Below are 16,595 nucleotides of genomic sequence, written 5' to 3' on the forward strand. Positions count from 1 at the left end.
AAGGCAACTACTCAGCCAGCACCAACCTAACCGGTTCAACCGCTAAGGTGACGCTCTTAGGTTCTTGTTCGCTGAGTACCATCACATAACGTATCGCTCCATTTGATTGTAAATAAAAGTGAGATGCCTCGACTTGGCGCAATAACTCATTCACTTTTTCAATACTCTGTTCAATGGTCAATACTGTTTCAAACTGACGTATCAACGCAGCCATATACTGAATAGCCGCGCTCTGTGCGTTTGTGCTGTTGGCTGACAGTAGGTGGGTAAGCTGTATCGTTTTGATCTTACCGCTCCCCCGCTCTAGTGCGGTAGAGGCATATAAATCAGCACGGATCCTGCTGGCAGCGCGTAACAGTGATGGCGGATCCGCCCGTTCACTTGCAACTATCCGAAACTCACCAATCGGCAACGTTGGATTATCACGATTATAACTTTCACGAAATTCGGCTACAGTGAAGGAGAAGGTTGGCGCTTCAGCAAGCAGATAAGGTGCCGTTAACCGCTCAGCACTCAAAGCCAACGTATCATGTTGAGCAGCAAACACCGAATGAAGAGCAAACCACAGGTTAAAAACAAAGTAGCAGGCAACGGCAATCACGATTTTCTGCATGGTATTCCTGTATTAATTCTGTTTTCCTAATGCACCGGTTGTCAAATGCTTGTGTTACACTGCTGCGCCAACGTGGCGGCATCATTGCCTATTGTTTAGCCAGCAAAGCCAGTCAAATCACAATTGCCAATCGCAGAGGTGAACTGGCAATAGATTATATAAGAGCACAGAAATCAATGACCATAGAACAGTGGTGTTTTTCTTTTCGAGGCCGCATAGGGCGGCGTGATTTTTGGATCTGGATCGCTATTTGGATGATCCTCATGATGATTGGTTTTGTACTGGCCGATCAGCAACTGCTCTCGGTACAGTCTGTGGCATTCTTTTTAGTATTGCTATTGTGGCCAACTACCGCTGTTATCGTGAAACGGTTGCATGATCGCAATAAAAAAGGAGGATGGGCGCTGCTGTTAGTCGTTGCTTGGCTACTGTTTGCTGGCAACTGGCAGATGCTAGCTCCCATCTGGCAACTGGGTATCGGGCGTTTTATTCCCACCCTAATCACCGTGATGATGCTGCTTGATTTGGGCGTATTTGTCGGTACACCCGGTGAAAACCGTTTCGGTGCACCAGCCAACCGTGTCAGGTTCCATCGTTAAGTCAGTTGAATGTTGCCTACTGTTATACGATGCCAGGAAACATTGTGTGGTTTAGCACACTCTCCACAGCAACATTACCCATGACAAAAAATCTGAGTGATAAGTATGAAGTCTCCTGACAACTCACTGAAGACAAGAGACTTCATCCTAGATTACCGCTTCAGACCGGGCTGCAGGCTATAACACCAGCCTGTTTCGGCTTAATTAAATAACCGCAACGTCGATTACCAGAGACAGGATAACTTTTACGCTCAATCGAGTAATCCCTACCAAATAAACGAGTAAACAGCCTGACTTCCGAGTCACAAAGCGCACTGCAGCTATGCGCACCAGCGCCAGTTGGGCAGTGATTCTCAACCAACAATATCCCTTCTGGTGTTTCTATCAACTCTGACATATAACCATCATTTTGACGCAGTTTTACCAAACAGTTAAGTTTGTCCAAATGGCTCTGCTTTTCGGCAAGGCAACTGGCATAACGTTGGTAAAATTTATCTTCACGCGCGCAAATTAACTTATCTATTCCTCCAGGGCCAAACACCTCTTGTGCTGACTCCAACAAGGCAGATGAAAGCCGATCATTACGATCAGTAAACTGGCTGTGCCCTTGTGGTGTCAGTGACCAGTAACGTGTTGGTCGCCCAACTTTGCTACGGGTCTCCTCATAACAAACCAGATCACGCTCTTGCAACGAGTGTAGATGCTGGCGGATCCCCATTGTCGTGATATCAAGCTGTTCAGCAAGCATTTTGACTGAATGAGGGCCTAAGGTTTTTAGTTGTAATAAAATCAACTCTAATGTTTTCATAAACCCAATCCCTGTGGTGGAATATTAAATAAAGTTAGTAACGATAATTACCAAACAGCATGTTTAATTTTTTATTTATATACGACCTATTGATATACAGGAAATTATCTGTATTTCTGGCCGAATGTTGTACTTCTCCTCATGGTATTAAACTTTAGAAAAACAAACTTTTCTGCCTTTTCATTTGTGCTACCAAACGGTTAACCTTTAAATAGGTTAATAAACAATCGGGAGCCACTATTTCTCAAGACTGATACAACAACCTCTTACTAAAACCGAACACTATAATAAGCTAGCTCAAGAGTAACTGACTCAGCTAATTATCTATTCATAACCAATCCTATCACCACATTGGCATGACAAAACACTATCGAACCGCCAGTTCACTGACCGCTCCACAATGCTTTCATTGAGTTGAAAAAATAGAGTTCGCCAAAGGCAATTGTCGGAGAAACAAATTAGTAAAACTTTCGTTTGATGTCTATGATTTTTTTCATGTTTTTATCTTATAGGAATAAGCTACCATTGAGTGAAAACGGTGCCTAAAACAGAATCAAGCGATCAAAAAACAACCAAAAAATCACGACACAATTGATTGATAGAAAAGAAAAGGCGATTTATTTCAATTTAATAGAAAAAGTAAAAAATGTAAATCAGCATTACTGCATCAGTACAATACCAAATAAGTGAAGGCTTACTATCATTAATTAAAAATTAACTAATAAGAAAAAATTATTAAATTCCATCACCATTCTCAAACTGCTTTTTACGGCCATTGAAGTACTGATTCATCTCCATCGCTGGAGTATCACTTTCTGGGCGACCGACAACGCGTGCGGGAACACCTGCCACTGTAGTATGTGGTGGCACTGGCCGCAGTACCACCGAACCGGCACCTATTTTTGCTCCCTTTCCAACTTCAATATTACCGAGAATTTTAGCTCCAGCACCAATCATCACGCCTTCACGAATTTTAGGATGGCGATCACCGCTGGTTTTACCCGTTCCTCCCAAAGTGACGGATTGCAGGATAGACACATTATTCTCAACCACCGCCGTTTCACCGATAACAATCCCCGTAGCATGGTCCAGCATAATTCCCGAGCCAATCATCGCTGCCGGATGAATATCGACCGAGAAAGCGACCGAAATTTGATTCTGCAAATAAATCGCTAATGCCTGACGCCCTTGTTGCCACAACCAGTGACCAATCCGATAAGCCTGTAGCGCATGAAACCCCTTCAGATAGAGCAATGGGGTAGAACATTTATCCACCGCAGGATCACGCAACTGCACTGCCAAAATATCACGAGCAGCACACAACACCATTTGTCCATCCGATTGGTAAGCTTCTTCGATCACCTCGCGCACCGCAATCGCTGGCATACTGGGATTCGCCAACTTATTGGCCAGAATATAGCTGAGTGCGCGGGAAAGATTTTCGTGCTTGAGTAATGTGGCATGGAAAAAGCTGGCCAGCATCGGTTCACTCTCTGCCAGCGCTTTAGCCTCTGATTTGATACTACTCCAGACTTGCTCTAATTCGGTGGGTGACATAGCCTGCTCTCCATTTTACAATCCAGCCAGCCCCCAGCCTACCGCCGGGGCGGCGAAGGTAAAGGCGTGTTTCACTGCCTTTACCTGCGGAATTACACTTCATCTTTGCGACTTCTGCCCAATAGACTTAATGCCGCTTCATGAACATTTTTGTCGGTATAGAGCACTTTATAGATCTGTTCAGTGATCGGCATCTCTACACCCGCCCGCTGAGCCAAGGCAACAACCTCCTTGGTGTTCCGGTACCCTTCCACTACCTGGCCGATACTGCTCTGTGCCTGCTCCGCTGTTAATCCCTGCCCAAGCATGATACCAAAGCGGCGATTGCGTGACTGGTTATCAGTACAAGTGAGCACCAGATCGCCCAATCCGGCCATCCCCATAAAAGTGGCTGGATCAGCACCCAATGCAGCGCCTAACCGACTCATTTCAGCCAGGCCACGTGTAATCAATGCGGTGCGGGCATTAGCACCAAACCCGATACCATCTGACATGCCTGCACCAATCGCAATCACGTTTTTCACCGCGCCACCCAACTGTACCCCAATCAGATCAGGATTGTTGTAGACACGCAGGCTCTTACCGCAATGCAGCAATTGTTGCAACTCATCAGCAAACTGAAGATCCGTGGCAGCCAGAGCAATCGCGGTCGGTAGGCCCGCCGCCAGTTCTTTAGCAAAAGTAGGGCCTGAAAGCACCGCCAACGGCATCTCAGGCGGCAACACCTCTCGCGCTACATCCTGCAAGAGACGGCCAGTTTCGGCTTCTAGCCCCTTGGTTGCCCAAACCACTCGTGCATCTGTACGCAGATGAGGCCGCAGTTGTCGCAACACATCAGCAAAAACATGGCTTGGCACTACAATCAGCACATCTCGGCTGGCAGCCAGTGCTCGTGCGAGATCGCTATCAAGTAATAGCGTGTCGGGAAAGGTCACATCGGGAAGAAAACGCTGGTTACAGCGCTGCTGCTGCATCAGCGCAATCTGTTCAGGATTGTGCCCCCACAACATCACTAAATGGCCATTACGCGCAAGCGTAATGGCTAAAGCGGTGCCATAAGAGCCGGCACCGATAACAGTAATTGAAGTTTCAATAATATTCATCAGTCACCCTGATGTGGTTGAGCACCCTCATTTTCCGCTTGCTGCTGCAAGTAGCTCATGAACAGCGCGTCAAAATTGACTGGTGCCAGATTCAATTGAGGGAAGGTGCCACGAGAAACCAGATTGGTGATACATTCACGGGCATACGGGAACAGAATATTCGGGCAGTATGCGCCTAGGCAGTGCGCCAGTTGTGTGCCTTCAATACCAGAAATCGAGAAGATCCCAGCCTGTTGCACTTCACACAAAAACGCCGTCTCCTTGCCCAAGGTCGCCGTCACCGTGGCGCGCAGCACCACTTCATACACGCCTTCTGCCAAACTGTTAGAAGAGGTGTCCAGATCGAGTTTAACTTCTGGCTGCCACTCTTGCTGGAACACTTGTGGTGCGTTTGGCGCTTCAAACGAGATGTCTTTGGTGTAGATACGTTGGATCTGAAAAACCATCTCGGTCGCGTTTTGTTCTGACATGTGTAATATCCTTTGTTGAATAACGTTATGACTGCCTTGATTCACTTAACGAGCAAAACCCAAAGCAAATTAATTACTGCATGTTAGGCCACAAGTCCACCCGACATTACAATGGCAGTTAACTCAATCAGTTTGCCATTTTTTGTCACTTGCAGCCCTGATAACAACCCTTGAACTGCTGTTTGATGCGCACCTGAGCAAACCACGGGTGTCAGGTTTTGATCAAACTCGCTGTCACAGCAATCGATCCAGGCCGCCCTGGGCATCGAGTTCATGCAGATCATCACAACCACCAATGTGTTGGTCATTAATGAAAATCTGCGGTACCGTGCTGCGTCCGCTACGTGCAATCATCCGTTGACGTTTCTCTTCATCACCATCAATTGCAATCTCATCAAATGTCGCTCCCTTACTGGTCAACAGTGCCTTGGCACGATGGCAGTATGGGCAAGTCGCTTTAGTGTAAATTTCAATCTTTGCCATAGTATCCTCGTTATGACTTACCACGCGCTAGAGGAAGGTTTTCTCCACTCCAGCCAGAAATACCTTCTTTCAGAATATAAACCTGACCAAAGCCGTTTTGACTGAGGCTCTCTGCTGGTGGACGCGACGTAGTTCCATGCGCACAAACGACAATCACCGGCTGGGCTTTATGCTTTTCCAGTTCACCCAAACTACCTGCTTTAATTTCACTTGCGGTTAAGTTAATTGCGCCTATGATGTGCCCCTTGCGGAAATCATCACGGCTGCGGAGATCAACCACTACCGCATCTTCTTTATTGATCAAACGGGTAGCCTCAGCACGGGTGATCTCTTTGACTTTAGAAAAACGGCTTTTAAACGTCATCACAATGACAGCCAACAGCAAAGCAACCCAAGACAGGCTCAATATTGGGTGCCTACCGACAAATTGAATAATTTCTTGCAGCATGTGGGGTAACAACTCCCGTTAGTTAAGGGGAAAAAGACTCAAGCGTTAAGAGTATACCTGTCGGATTGAGCAAATACAGCCAATAAACCAGACCGTAGCGCAGAAACTGGCCCGCAGTTGCACTAACATCGAAAAACAATGAATGTTTTTTAAGCAAAATCTGTTGTTATTACTCGCGATTGAGTCGCCGTTTAGGAGGCAGATCACGGTCACAAACCGCCTCTGCCCATGCGACTTGGACACAAAGAATTTCATCCATATTATGGCAACGATATCCTCATTAGCAGCAAACCAAATTATTCGCCACACTCTCAATGCAATAGCGGCAAAAAATGCGTTAATGTGGTGGCGAACAGATCTCTTTACAGGCTTTTTGCCCGGCTACGTTGTAAAATCGTTATTAGCCGCCGATTCCAACAAGCATCGTTGGCAGGTTCACCAGGCAACTATTCGGTAAAGCCATCGTCAAACTACCCTAGCCGAACGACTATAGGTGCAACATCAGCCTGAGGGCCAATAGGCATCGCTTTAATAGTGATCGAACCGATGCCTATTGACAACTTGAGCTATCAGAAAGAGGTTACTGTAATGTCGAGCACGAAAAAACCGATGGTATTAGTTATCCTGGATGGGTATGGCTATCGCGAGGCGTCTCAAGACAACGCGATCTTGAACGCACACACCCCAGTCATGGATCAACTGTGGCAACAGCAACCACACACGCTGATTTCAGCCTCTGGGCTGGATGTTGGTCTCCCCGACGGGCAAATGGGGAACTCTGAAGTCGGTCACGTTAACCTCGGTGCTGGTCGTGTGGTCTATCAGGATCTGACGCGTCTGGACAAAGAGATCAGTGAAGGCAGCTTTTTCACCAATCCCACCCTCACTGCGGCAGTAGACAAAGCGGTGGCAAGCGGCAAGGCCGTACACATCATGGGGCTGATGTCTCCAGGTGGTGTGCATAGCCATGAAGACCATATTCTGGCGATGCTACAACTGGCAGCGCAACGTGGGGCAAAAACCGTCTATCTACACGCCTTCCTTGATGGCCGCGACACACCGCCACGCAGTGCCGAAAATACCCTGAAACGTTTCACAGAGCAGTTTACAGCGTTAGGTATTGGTCGCATCGCATCGATCGTCGGGCGCTACTACGCGATGGATCGTGACAACCGATGGGATCGGGTGCAGTTAGCCTACGATCTGATGACATTGGCTCAAGCCGAGTACGCTGCTGATGATGCCGTCAGTGCGTTACAAGCCGCCTACGCACGGGATGAAAACGACGAGTTCGTCAAACCAACGGTGATCCAGGCCGCTGGTCAACCCTCTGCGGCAATGCAAGATGGCGATGCTGTGATTTTCATGAATTTCCGCGCTGACCGCGCACGCCAAATTACTCGTGCCTTTGTCGAGCCGCATTTCAATCAGTTTACACGTAACAAGGTGATCAACTTCGGTCAGTTTGTCATGTTGACTGAATATGCTGCGGATATTCAAGCCGCTTGTGCATATCCACCCGAATCGCTGGTGAATACGCTCGGGGAGTGGCTAATGAAGCATGGTAAGACACAACTGCGCATCTCAGAGACAGAAAAATATGCTCACGTCACCTTTTTCTTCAATGGCGGGGTAGAGACACCGTTTGTTGGAGAAGATCGCATACTGATCAACTCACCCAAGGTTGCTACCTACGATCTCCAACCGGAGATGAGCAGTGCCGAATTAACAGAAAAGCTGCTGGCCGCGATCCACAGTGGCAAGTATGACGTCATCATCTGTAACTACCCGAATGGTGACATGGTAGGCCACACAGGTGTCTACCAAGCGGCGATTGAAGCAGTAGAAGCACTTGATGCCTGTATTGCCCAAGTCGTCACCGCCGTACAAACCGTAGGCGGACAATTGCTGATCACCGCTGACCACGGTAACGCTGAGCAGATGCGTGATCCCGCTACCGACCAGGCACACACTGCCCATACCAGCGAGCCCGTTCCGCTGATTTATATCGGACAATCAGCAAAAGCGGTCGAAGGCGGCAAACTTTCCGATATTGCACCAACCATGCTGGCGTTAATGGAAATGGAAATACCTCAAGAGATGACTGGTAAGCCGCTATTTATCGTGAAATAATCCGGCTCCATGAAGGAGAAAACCCCATTTTTAGTAAAAATGGTCACCAAAAGCCTAAATCGAGCCAGCAACATGCTGGCTAAGTATTGCCGGCTTGCTCAATTGACCAACTTATGTGCCAGCATTTTTTGTGCTGGCGCATTGCTATCGCCATTGGTCAGTCACGCTGCAGATAACCAATCACAACTGAAGTTGTTACAGCAAGATATCGCAGAAAAAGAGAAAGCGGTTAAACAGCAGCAGCAACAGCGCATCCTGCTACAAAATCAGTTAGAACAGCAGGAAAAAATGATTGCCCAGTTCAGCCAGACGCTGTACGAAACCCAACAGACACTGGTTGAGTTGGAAAAAGAGATCAGCGTTGTCAATCAATCGGTGGAAAAACTACAAATTCAGTACCAAAAACAGCAACGAATGCTGGCCAATCAACTCGATGCGGCTTTTCGTCAAGGGCAGCATAATGCGTTACAACTGATGTTGAGCAGTGAAGAGAGTCAACGGCGCGAGCGTATCCTAGCCTATTTCAGTTATCTCAACGAATCACGTCAGCAATCTATTGCACAGTTGAATCAAACGCAACACGCATTAACTGAGCAAAAACAGGCGTTGCAGCTCAAGCAAGCAAAACAGACCAACTTGCTTGAAAACCAGCAAATACAGCAAAAAAGGCTGGAGCAGACACGCTCAGTACGCAAAAAAACATTAATCCAGCTTGAAGCCTCGCTACAGAAAGACCAAGTACGGCTCGCTGAATTACGCCAGAATGAGTCCGGCCTGCGTGACAAAATAGCCAAAGCTGAACGCGAGGCGAAAGCCCGAACAGAGAAAGAGGCACGTGAAGCTGAGCGACTCTGGGCGAAAGAGCAGCAGGCAAGACAAGCGGGTAAAAGCTACAAGCCTACTGAAAGCGAGCGCCAGCTTATGGCTCGCACTGGCGGTATCGGCAGACCTTCAGGACAGTTACTGTGGCCGGTTCGTGGTCGGGTCGAGCACTACTTTGGTGACGCACTGGCTGGTGAGTTACGTTGGAAAGGGATGGTGATCTCTGCCGGTGAAGGCATCGAAGTGAAAGCAATTGCAGGCGGTCGCGTATTGCTTGCGGATTGGTTACGCGGTTATGGGCTGGTGATCATTATCGAGCACGGCAAAGGGGATATGAGCTTATATGGTTACAACCAAAGTGCCTTAGTCAAGGTTGGTCAACACGTTAAGGCTGGGCAAGCAATTGCTCGTGTTGGTAGCAGTGGCGGTCAGGGAGTTCCGTCGCTTTATTTTGAAATTCGTCGCCAGGGGCAAGCAGTAAACCCACTGCCGTGGTTGGGAAAATAGCCTTGTATCTGGTCAGAAAATCCATCTGTTTACTGCTTATCACGCTACTGCTCGCTGATACTGTACCCGCAGCAAAACTCTCCATTGTGATTGACGATGTTGGTTACCGCTTGCAGCAAGAAAATTTGATTTTGCGGATGCCTAGCGCGATTGCGTTAGCGATATTACCCAATGCTCCTCATGCCCGCTTAATGGCAACCAAAGCACATCAGCAAGGTCGAGAGGTGTTGATCCACATGCCAATGGCACCGCTTGGCAAACATCCTCAAGAGCGTGATACCCTGCAACCTGCAATGACTCAGTCAGAAATCCGACGGATTATCGCCAATGCAGTGGATCGCGTTCCCTACGCCGTTGGTATGAATAATCACACCGGCAGTGCAATGACCGCCAATCTGGCAGCAATGGAAAAAGTGATGCGGGTACTGGCAGATTACCAACTCTACTTTCTCGACAGCAGAACCACCGTTGAGACAAAGGCCGTCGCCGCTGCAGTAAAACAGGGGGTCAAGGTACTCGAACGCAAAGTATTTCTGGATGACAGCGCCAATCCAGATGAGATCCGGTTCCAATTTAAACGTGCGATAAACCTCGCGCGCCGTCATGGAGCCGCCATCGCAATTGGTCACCCGCGTCCAGCAACCATTGCGGTTCTACAGCAGATGCTGTCAAAACTACCAGCAGATATCGAACTGGTTGCCCCCAGTTCTCTGCTACCCCCATCACCGCAACAATCTGACCAGACACCAAAAGATCACAATAGATTGCTACACTCCCCTGCGTGGTGGGATTCCCTGAAACATTACTTCTCCCATTCGCTGATCATACAGACTCTACAGCGCTACTGGCAGCAATCGGAACCAACAGACAAAAACCGATAGCCGACTGCCAACTCACCCATGTTTCAAACTGAGCATCACTGACGGCGCAAATGCGCCGCCAGCCAAAAAGTCACTACTGTCGCCGGTTAATCCCAGTTCAAGATCACCTTGCCTGATTGACCAGAACGCATGACATCAAACCCCTGCTGAAACTGATCAATCGAAAAACGGTGAGTGATGATCGGCGTTAAATCGAGACCAGACTGGATTAAGGCTGCCATCTTGTACCAGGTTTCAAACATCTCACGACCATAAATCCCTTTAATAAATAATCCCTTGAAAATAACCTGACTCCAATCAATCGCCATCTCTGACGATGGAATTCCCAGCATGGCAATCCTGCCACCGTGATTCATCACCGCCAGCAGGCTACGAAATGCCGGTGCAGCTCCCGACATCTCCAAACCAACATCGAAACCTTCAGTCATACCCAACTCGGCCATCACATCGCTCAAATTTTCTCGCGCAACATTCACCGCACGCGTGACACCCATTTGACGAGCGAGATCTAACCGGTATTCGTTAACATCGGTGATCACCACATGACGGGCACCAACATGTTTACAGACTGCCGCTGCCATGATGCCAATCGGCCCTGCGCCAGAAACCAGCACATCCTCACCCACCAAATCGAACGAAAGTGCGGTGTGTACTGCATTACCAAATGGATCAAAAATGGCGGCCAGTTCATCGCTGATGTTATCCGGGATCTTGAAGGCATTAAACGCCGGGATCACCAGGTATTGTGCAAATGCGCCGGCTCGATTAACACCCACACCCGTGGTGTTGCGGCACAAATGAGTGCGCCCCGCACGACAATTGCGACAGTGACCACAAGTGATGTGGCCTTCACCCGAAACACGATCGCCAATATTAAAGCCCTTCACCTCCTGGCCAATCGCCACCACTTCGCCAACATACTCATGGCCAATCACCATTGGCACTGGAATGGTCTTCTGTGACCACTCATCCCAGTTGTAGATATGGACATCGGTACCACAAATAGCGGTTTTACGGATCTTAATCATCACATCATTGTGCCCCAACTCAGGTTCCGCTACTTCAGTCAGCCAGATCCCTTGTGCTGCGTGCAACTTTGCTAATGCTTTCATTCAGATCACCTTAATTACGCTATAACTCCGAGTTCTTTACCAATACGAGTAAACGCTTCAACTGCATATTCAATCTGTTCTGGCGAGTGGTCTGCCGACATCTGAGTGCGAATACGTGCCTGCCCTTTTGGTACTACCGGATAGTAGAAACCCGTGACATAAATCCCCTCATTAAGCAGTGCGTTAGCAAACTGCTGTGCCAACTTAGCCTCACCGAGCATCACCGGAATGATCGCGTGATCAGCACCCGCTAACGTGAACCCGGCAGCCGTCATTTTCTGCCGGAATAGACTGGCGTTACGCCACAGGCGCTGGCGCAGCTCATCGCCTTGTTCAAGCAACGTCAATACCTGAAGAGACGCCGCTACAATCGCCGGTGCTAACGAGTTAGAGAACAGATAAGGGCGCGAACGCTGGCGCAACCACTCAACAACCTCCTTGCGCGCCGCAGTATAGCCACCCGAGGCACCACCGAGCGCTTTGCCTAACGTACCGGTAATAATATCAACACGATCCATCACTTGGCAGTATTCGTGCGTGCCACGCCCATGCGCGCCGACAAAGCCAACTGCGTGTGAATCATCGACCATCACCAGCGCATCATACTGTTCTGCCAAATCACACACCGCTCGCAGATTGGCAATCACACCATCCATCGAGAACACACCGTCGGTGGCGATCATGATATGACGAGCGCCCTCAGCCTTGGCCAACTCAAGCTGCTGTGCCAACTGCTGCATATCGTTATTGGCATAACGGTAACGTTTTGCCTTACACAGCCGGATGCCATCGATGATCGAGGCATGGTTGAGGGCATCAGAGATGATTGCATCCTCCGCGCCCAACAAAGTCTCGAACAGACCGCCATTGGCATCAAAGCAAGAGGAGTAAAGGATTGCATCTTCCATACCTAAAAACTGAGCCAACTGCTGCTCTAACTGCTTATGGCTATCCTGAGTGCCGCAGATAAAACGCACTGAAGCCATACCAAAACCGTGACTGTCCATCCCCGCTTTGGCGGCAGCAATCACCGCCGGATGGTTTGCTAATCCCAGATAGTTGTTGGCACAAAAATTAACCACCTGACGCCCATCCGCCACCGCAATCTGGGCTTGTTGTGGGCAAGTGATGATGCGCTCTTCTTTGAATAGCCCTTCATCGCGGGTAGTGGCAAGTTGCTGTTGCAACTGCTGATAAAAAGATATGGACATTCGCTTATCTCCAGGACAGGGGCACTGCGGCATATTTAACTGATTTCTTAGTATAATATCGCCAACACCGACAATGGAGCAGAAAAGTATCAGTAGATGTTACCGGCGCGCAGTTTTATTGCCCGCCTAGCGGCTCTGTTCCTGTTGGTGTGAAGTGTTATGATAGAGACAGGTAGGCTGATACACGGTGTATCAGCCAGTAGAATATAGGGGTAAGGCCAATGATTATCGTCACTGGCGGTGCTGGCATGATTGGCAGCAACATCATTAACGCACTCAATAAGCAGGGGTACCGCGATATCCTGGTGGTTGACAACCTGAAGGATGGCACCAAGTTTGCCAATCTGGTTGATCTTGATATTGCCGATTACATCGATAAAGAGGATTTTATCGCCAATATCATTGCCGGTGATGATTTCGGTGACATTGAAGCGATCTTCCATCAAGGCGCCTGTTCTGCCACCACTGAGTGGGATGGCAAGTATATGATGGATAATAACTATCAGTATTCAAAAGAGCTGCTGCACTACTGCCTGGATCGTCAAATCCCGTTCCTCTATGCCTCCTCTGCCGCCATTTATGGCGGTCGCAGCGACAACTTCATTGAACAGCGCGAATATGAACAGCCACTGAATGTCTATGGCTACTCGAAATTCCTGTTTGATCAATATGTGCGTGCAATTTTACCTACCGCTCAATCTCAGGTTTGCGGTTTTCGTTATTTCAACGTCTACGGCCCACGTGAAAGTCACAAGGGCAGCATGGCCAGTGTCGCATTCCATTTGAACAGCCAGATTAAACGCGGTGAAAACCCGAAACTGTTTGCTGGCAGTGAGAATTTCCAGCGTGACTTTATCTATGTCGGCGATGTCGCCGCTGTGAACCTCTGGTTCTGGCAACAAGGTATCTCAGGGATCTTCAACTGCGGCACTGGTCGGGCAGAGACTTTCCAAAGCATTGCCGATGCCGTAGTCGCCTATCACCAACAAGGTAGCGTCGAGTACATCCCATTTCCAGAAGCACTGAAAGGACGTTATCAAGCCTACACTCAAGCCGATACCACTCAACTGCGTGCCGCTGGTTATAGCGCCCAGTTTAAAACTGTCGCCGAAGGGGTGCAGGAGTATATGGTTTGGTTAAATCGTGGTAACTAACTGGAAGGAATAATAAAACAGTATGAAAATACTGGTAATCGGCCCCTCGTGGGTGGGCGATATGATGATGTCGCAAAGCCTCTACCGCACGCTGAAAAGTGAATTACCTAGCGCGGAAATCGACGTCATGGCACCAGCTTGGTGTCGCCCGTTGCTCGCACGGATGCCGGAAGTCAATCAAGCGTTGGCCATGCCGCTTGGGCATGGTGCATTAGCACTGACGGAACGCCGTCGCCTCGGGCTGGCGTTGCGTGATCACGGCTACCAGCGTGCCTATGTGCTCCCTAACTCGTTTAAGTCTGCGTTAGTGCCGCTGTTTGCCAACGTACCACGGCGTATCGGCTGGCGTGGTGAAATGCGCTATGGCCTGCTTAATGATCTACGCGTGTTGGACAAAAACGCCTTTCCGCTGATGGTACAACGCTATGTTGCGTTGGCTTACGATCAACAACAGGTGAAGTGCGCCGAAGACCTGCCATCGCCACTCCCCTGGCCAGCGCTAAAGGTCACTGAATCAGAGCTGGTCGCCTCTGTCGCTGCCTTCAACGTGGTTGCCAACCGACCAATAATAGCTTTCTGCCCTGGTGCTGAATTTGGCCCTGCCAAACGCTGGCCACACTACCACTATGCCACGTTGGCAGCGATGCTGATCGCCTCGGGCTATCAAGTGATTTTACTCGGCTCGGCGAAAGATCAGCTTGCTGGTGAACAGATCCGTTCACTGTTAACAGAAGATACACGTGCTTTTTGCCGCAATCTGGCTGGTGATACCACACTGGATCAGGCTGTCAATCTGCTGGCATTCTGCCATGCCGTGGTGACCAACGATTCCGGATTGATGCATGTGGCTGCGGCACTCGACAAGCCGCTGATTGCACTTTACGGCCCAAGTAGCCCTGATTTTACCCCGCCACTCTCGCCGCAGGCGGTAGTGATCCGTCTAATCAGCGGCTATCACAAAGTGCGCAAAGGCGATAGCGAGCAAGGTTACCACCAGAGTCTGATCGACATTCAACCACAACAAGTGCTGGACGCATTACAACCCTTGTTGGCAAGCCATAAGGGGACATCATGCAGGTCCTGATTGTTAAAACTTCCTCAATGGGAGATATTTTGCACACTTTGCCTGCGCTGACCGACGCAATGCAGGCAATACCAGGCATTCGTTTTGATTGGGTGGTCGAAGAGAACTTTAGCCAGATCCCCACTTGGCATCCAGCGGTTGATCGGGTGATCCCGGTGGCGATCCGCCGTTGGCGTAAGCATTGGTTTTCCGCTGAAGTACGCCAGCAACGCCAACTGTTTAAGCAACTGTTGCAACAGCGCAACTACCATCTTGTTATCGACGCGCAAGGGCTACTAAAAAGCGCCGCGCTAGTCACCCGACTGGCTCACGGTCGAAAGCATGGGCAAGATTGGCACAGTGCGCGCGAACCGCTAGCCAGTTGCTTTTATCAACATCGCCACGCGATCGACAAACAGCAACATGCGCTAGAGCGCACGCGTGAACTCTTCGCCAAAAGCCTGGGGTATGTTAAACCAGCCAGCCAAGGGGATTATGCTATTGCCGCGCATTTTACTGCGCCATCTGAGCAAGCGCAGATACCCTACCTGGTGCTGCTACATGCCACCACGCGTGACGAAAAACATTGGCCAGAAGCGCATTGGCGTGCACTCATCGCCCAAATTGCTGCTACCGGGCTGAAAATCAAGTTGCCGTGGGGGGCTGAGCACGAACGCCAACGTGCACTACGGTTGGCTGACGGCTTTAGTCATGTTGACGTATTGGCAAAGCTGAGCTTGCAGCAGGTTGCCGAAGTGCTGGCTGGTGCTAAAGCCATCGTTTCAGTTGATACCGGTTTAAGCCACCTCGCCGCTGCCTTAGCTCGCCCCAATATTACCCTGTTCGGCCCCACCGATCCGGGTTTGATTGGTGGTTATGGCGCACATCAGCACGCACTGATGGCACCGGGAAAACAGTTGAGTAACCTGAAACCCGAAACCGTCTGGCAACAGTTACAATCCATTCTGTCGGCTTGCTGAATGACGCCACAGCGTCGTTATATTTGGACATGAGCATGTTTGAGCACTAACAATGCCTAGGCAGCAACAGTATCTAGCAACCATAACGTGCAGGCAGCACGAGCACAATGTGGCTAAGCGCTGGCGAGTGGCAACACGACACCCGTCGGCTCAGCCCTAAGGCTGTTGTGTAACAGCCAAATTAACCGTTAGCACAGACATTCGATGGGAAGCTATCAACAATGATATGGTTTATTATCGCCGCACTGGTTGCGGTATTTCTTATTGGCTATCGTTTTATTACTGCTGATGCACGTAAAGCCATCGATTCACTGGCGAATTTTATCAACGTGAAACCCCTGCTGGTTGAATCCATGCTGCAGGAGATGGGCAGTCGCCATAGCCAACTTTTTATCCGTAACCTGAACAACGGCTATACCGAACAGATGCATCAAGCGGCTTACTTGCTGTTTATTTATCATACTTTTGTCAAACAGGCTGATGAACAACAGCTCGCCCAGTGGAGTAAAATATTGCTCAACGCGGGTTTACCGGTGCAACTTAGCGCTGAACACAGTGAAGCAGCACTATTCTATTTTGCTGATTTACAACTGGATCCATTTGAATTAGCACAATTTCGCCGTGCTCTCAGTCAAACCGATTAGCCAACCA

At 49.2% G+C, this 16,595-nt stretch carries 17 protein-coding genes; 8 read left to right on the plus strand and 9 right to left on the minus strand.

The genetic code is table 11. The features are described 5' to 3' along the window. Positions 1 to 7: 7 nt before the first annotated feature. Positions 8 to 613 (minus strand): DUF1454 family protein, encoded by a 606-nt coding sequence (locus tag EOJ37_RS06830; RefSeq protein WP_127959184.1) that lies wholly within the window; start codon positions 611 to 613, stop codon positions 8 to 10. A gap of 176 nt (positions 614 to 789) precedes the next feature. Between EOJ37_RS06830 and EOJ37_RS06835 the strand changes: the two genes are divergently transcribed. Then, positions 790 to 1,212, plus strand: coding sequence for a DUF805 domain-containing protein (locus EOJ37_RS06835; RefSeq protein WP_127959185.1), 423 nt, complete (start codon positions 790 to 792; stop codon positions 1,210 to 1,212). Between the two features lie 160 nt (positions 1,213 to 1,372). Here EOJ37_RS06835 and EOJ37_RS06840 read toward each other — a convergent pair whose 3' ends face one another. The 6 genes from EOJ37_RS06840 to EOJ37_RS06865 all read right to left on the minus strand — a co-directional run bounded on the left by EOJ37_RS06840 (position 1,373) and on the right by EOJ37_RS06865 (position 6,081). Continuing rightward, positions 1,373 to 2,020 carry a helix-turn-helix transcriptional regulator gene (locus EOJ37_RS06840; protein WP_127959186.1) on the minus strand — a complete coding sequence of 216 codons (648 nt, stop codon included), beginning with the start codon at positions 2,018 to 2,020 and terminating at the stop codon, positions 1,373 to 1,375. Positions 2,021 to 2,755: 735 nt separating this feature from the next. Then, positions 2,756 to 3,577 carry a serine O-acetyltransferase gene (gene cysE / locus EOJ37_RS06845; RefSeq protein ID WP_127959187.1) on the minus strand — a complete coding sequence of 274 codons (822 nt, stop codon included), beginning with the start codon at positions 3,575 to 3,577 and terminating at the stop codon, positions 2,756 to 2,758. Between the two features lie 92 nt (positions 3,578 to 3,669). Continuing rightward, entirely contained in the window at positions 3,670 to 4,680 is a 1,011-nt protein-coding gene (gpsA, locus tag EOJ37_RS06850; protein WP_127959188.1) for an NAD(P)H-dependent glycerol-3-phosphate dehydrogenase, read from the minus strand. After that, complete coding sequence (gene secB, locus EOJ37_RS06855) at positions 4,680 to 5,150, minus strand: protein-export chaperone SecB (protein WP_127959189.1); 471 nt, start codon at positions 5,148 to 5,150, stop codon at positions 4,680 to 4,682. The genes gpsA and secB overlap by 1 nt, the downstream gene beginning before the upstream one ends. Positions 5,151 to 5,384: 234 nt before the next feature. Then, a complete protein-coding gene (grxC, locus tag EOJ37_RS06860; protein WP_127959190.1) occupies positions 5,385 to 5,633 on the minus strand; it encodes a glutaredoxin 3 in 249 nt (82 codons plus the stop codon). Between the two features lie 10 nt (positions 5,634 to 5,643). Continuing rightward, positions 5,644 to 6,081, minus strand: a complete 438-nt coding sequence (locus tag EOJ37_RS06865; protein ID WP_127959191.1) for a rhodanese-like domain-containing protein — start codon at positions 6,079 to 6,081, stop codon at positions 5,644 to 5,646. Positions 6,082 to 6,669: 588 nt separating this feature from the next. Here EOJ37_RS06865 and gpmM point away from each other — a divergent pair. From gpmM to EOJ37_RS06880, 3 genes are read left to right on the plus strand one after another with little or no spacing between them, the layout of a single operon-like run. Continuing rightward, on the plus strand, positions 6,670 to 8,214 hold the full coding sequence (gene gpmM, locus EOJ37_RS06870) for a 2,3-bisphosphoglycerate-independent phosphoglycerate mutase (RefSeq protein WP_127959192.1): 1,545 nt from the start codon (positions 6,670 to 6,672) through the stop codon (positions 8,212 to 8,214). Positions 8,215 to 8,223: 9 nt separating this feature from the next. Beyond that, complete coding sequence (gene envC / locus EOJ37_RS06875) at positions 8,224 to 9,543, plus strand: murein hydrolase activator EnvC (RefSeq protein WP_127959193.1); 1,320 nt, start codon at positions 8,224 to 8,226, stop codon at positions 9,541 to 9,543. Positions 9,544 to 9,545: 2 nt separating this feature from the next. Then, complete coding sequence (locus tag EOJ37_RS06880; RefSeq protein WP_420820623.1) at positions 9,546 to 10,424, plus strand: divergent polysaccharide deacetylase family protein; 879 nt, start codon at positions 9,546 to 9,548, stop codon at positions 10,422 to 10,424. Between the two features lie 86 nt (positions 10,425 to 10,510). Here EOJ37_RS06880 and tdh read toward each other — a convergent pair whose 3' ends face one another. Together tdh and kbl are read right to left on the minus strand one after the other, a co-directional pair. Continuing rightward, on the minus strand, positions 10,511 to 11,536 hold the full coding sequence (gene tdh / locus EOJ37_RS06885) for an L-threonine 3-dehydrogenase (protein ID WP_127959194.1): 1,026 nt from the start codon (positions 11,534 to 11,536) through the stop codon (positions 10,511 to 10,513). 14 nt (positions 11,537 to 11,550) lie between these two features. Further along, complete coding sequence (kbl, locus tag EOJ37_RS06890; RefSeq protein WP_127959195.1) at positions 11,551 to 12,747, minus strand: glycine C-acetyltransferase; 1,197 nt, start codon at positions 12,745 to 12,747, stop codon at positions 11,551 to 11,553. A 221-nt stretch (positions 12,748 to 12,968) separates the two neighbouring features. Between kbl and rfaD the strand changes: the two genes are divergently transcribed. The 4 genes from rfaD (at position 12,969) to EOJ37_RS06910 (ending at position 16,588) form a co-directional block, all read left to right on the plus strand. Beyond that, entirely contained in the window at positions 12,969 to 13,901 is a 933-nt protein-coding gene (gene rfaD, locus EOJ37_RS06895) for an ADP-glyceromanno-heptose 6-epimerase (protein WP_127959196.1), read from the plus strand. 22 nt (positions 13,902 to 13,923) lie between these two features. After that, positions 13,924 to 14,985 (plus strand): ADP-heptose--LPS heptosyltransferase RfaF, encoded by a 1,062-nt coding sequence (rfaF, locus tag EOJ37_RS06900; RefSeq protein WP_127959197.1) that lies wholly within the window; start codon positions 13,924 to 13,926, stop codon positions 14,983 to 14,985. Then, positions 14,973 to 15,944 carry a lipopolysaccharide heptosyltransferase RfaC gene (gene rfaC, locus EOJ37_RS06905; protein WP_127959198.1) on the plus strand — a complete coding sequence of 324 codons (972 nt, stop codon included), beginning with the start codon at positions 14,973 to 14,975 and terminating at the stop codon, positions 15,942 to 15,944. Before rfaF ends, rfaC begins: the two co-directional genes overlap by 13 nt. Positions 15,945 to 16,165: 221 nt before the next feature. Beyond that, entirely contained in the window at positions 16,166 to 16,588 is a 423-nt protein-coding gene (locus EOJ37_RS06910; protein WP_127959199.1) for a DUF1198 family protein, read from the plus strand. Positions 16,589 to 16,595: the final 7 nt, after the last annotated feature.

It is taken from the genome of Serratia microhaemolytica, assembly GCF_004011885.1.
In the GTDB taxonomy this organism is placed as follows: Bacteria; Pseudomonadota; Gammaproteobacteria; order Enterobacterales; family Enterobacteriaceae; genus Serratia_G; species Serratia_G microhaemolytica.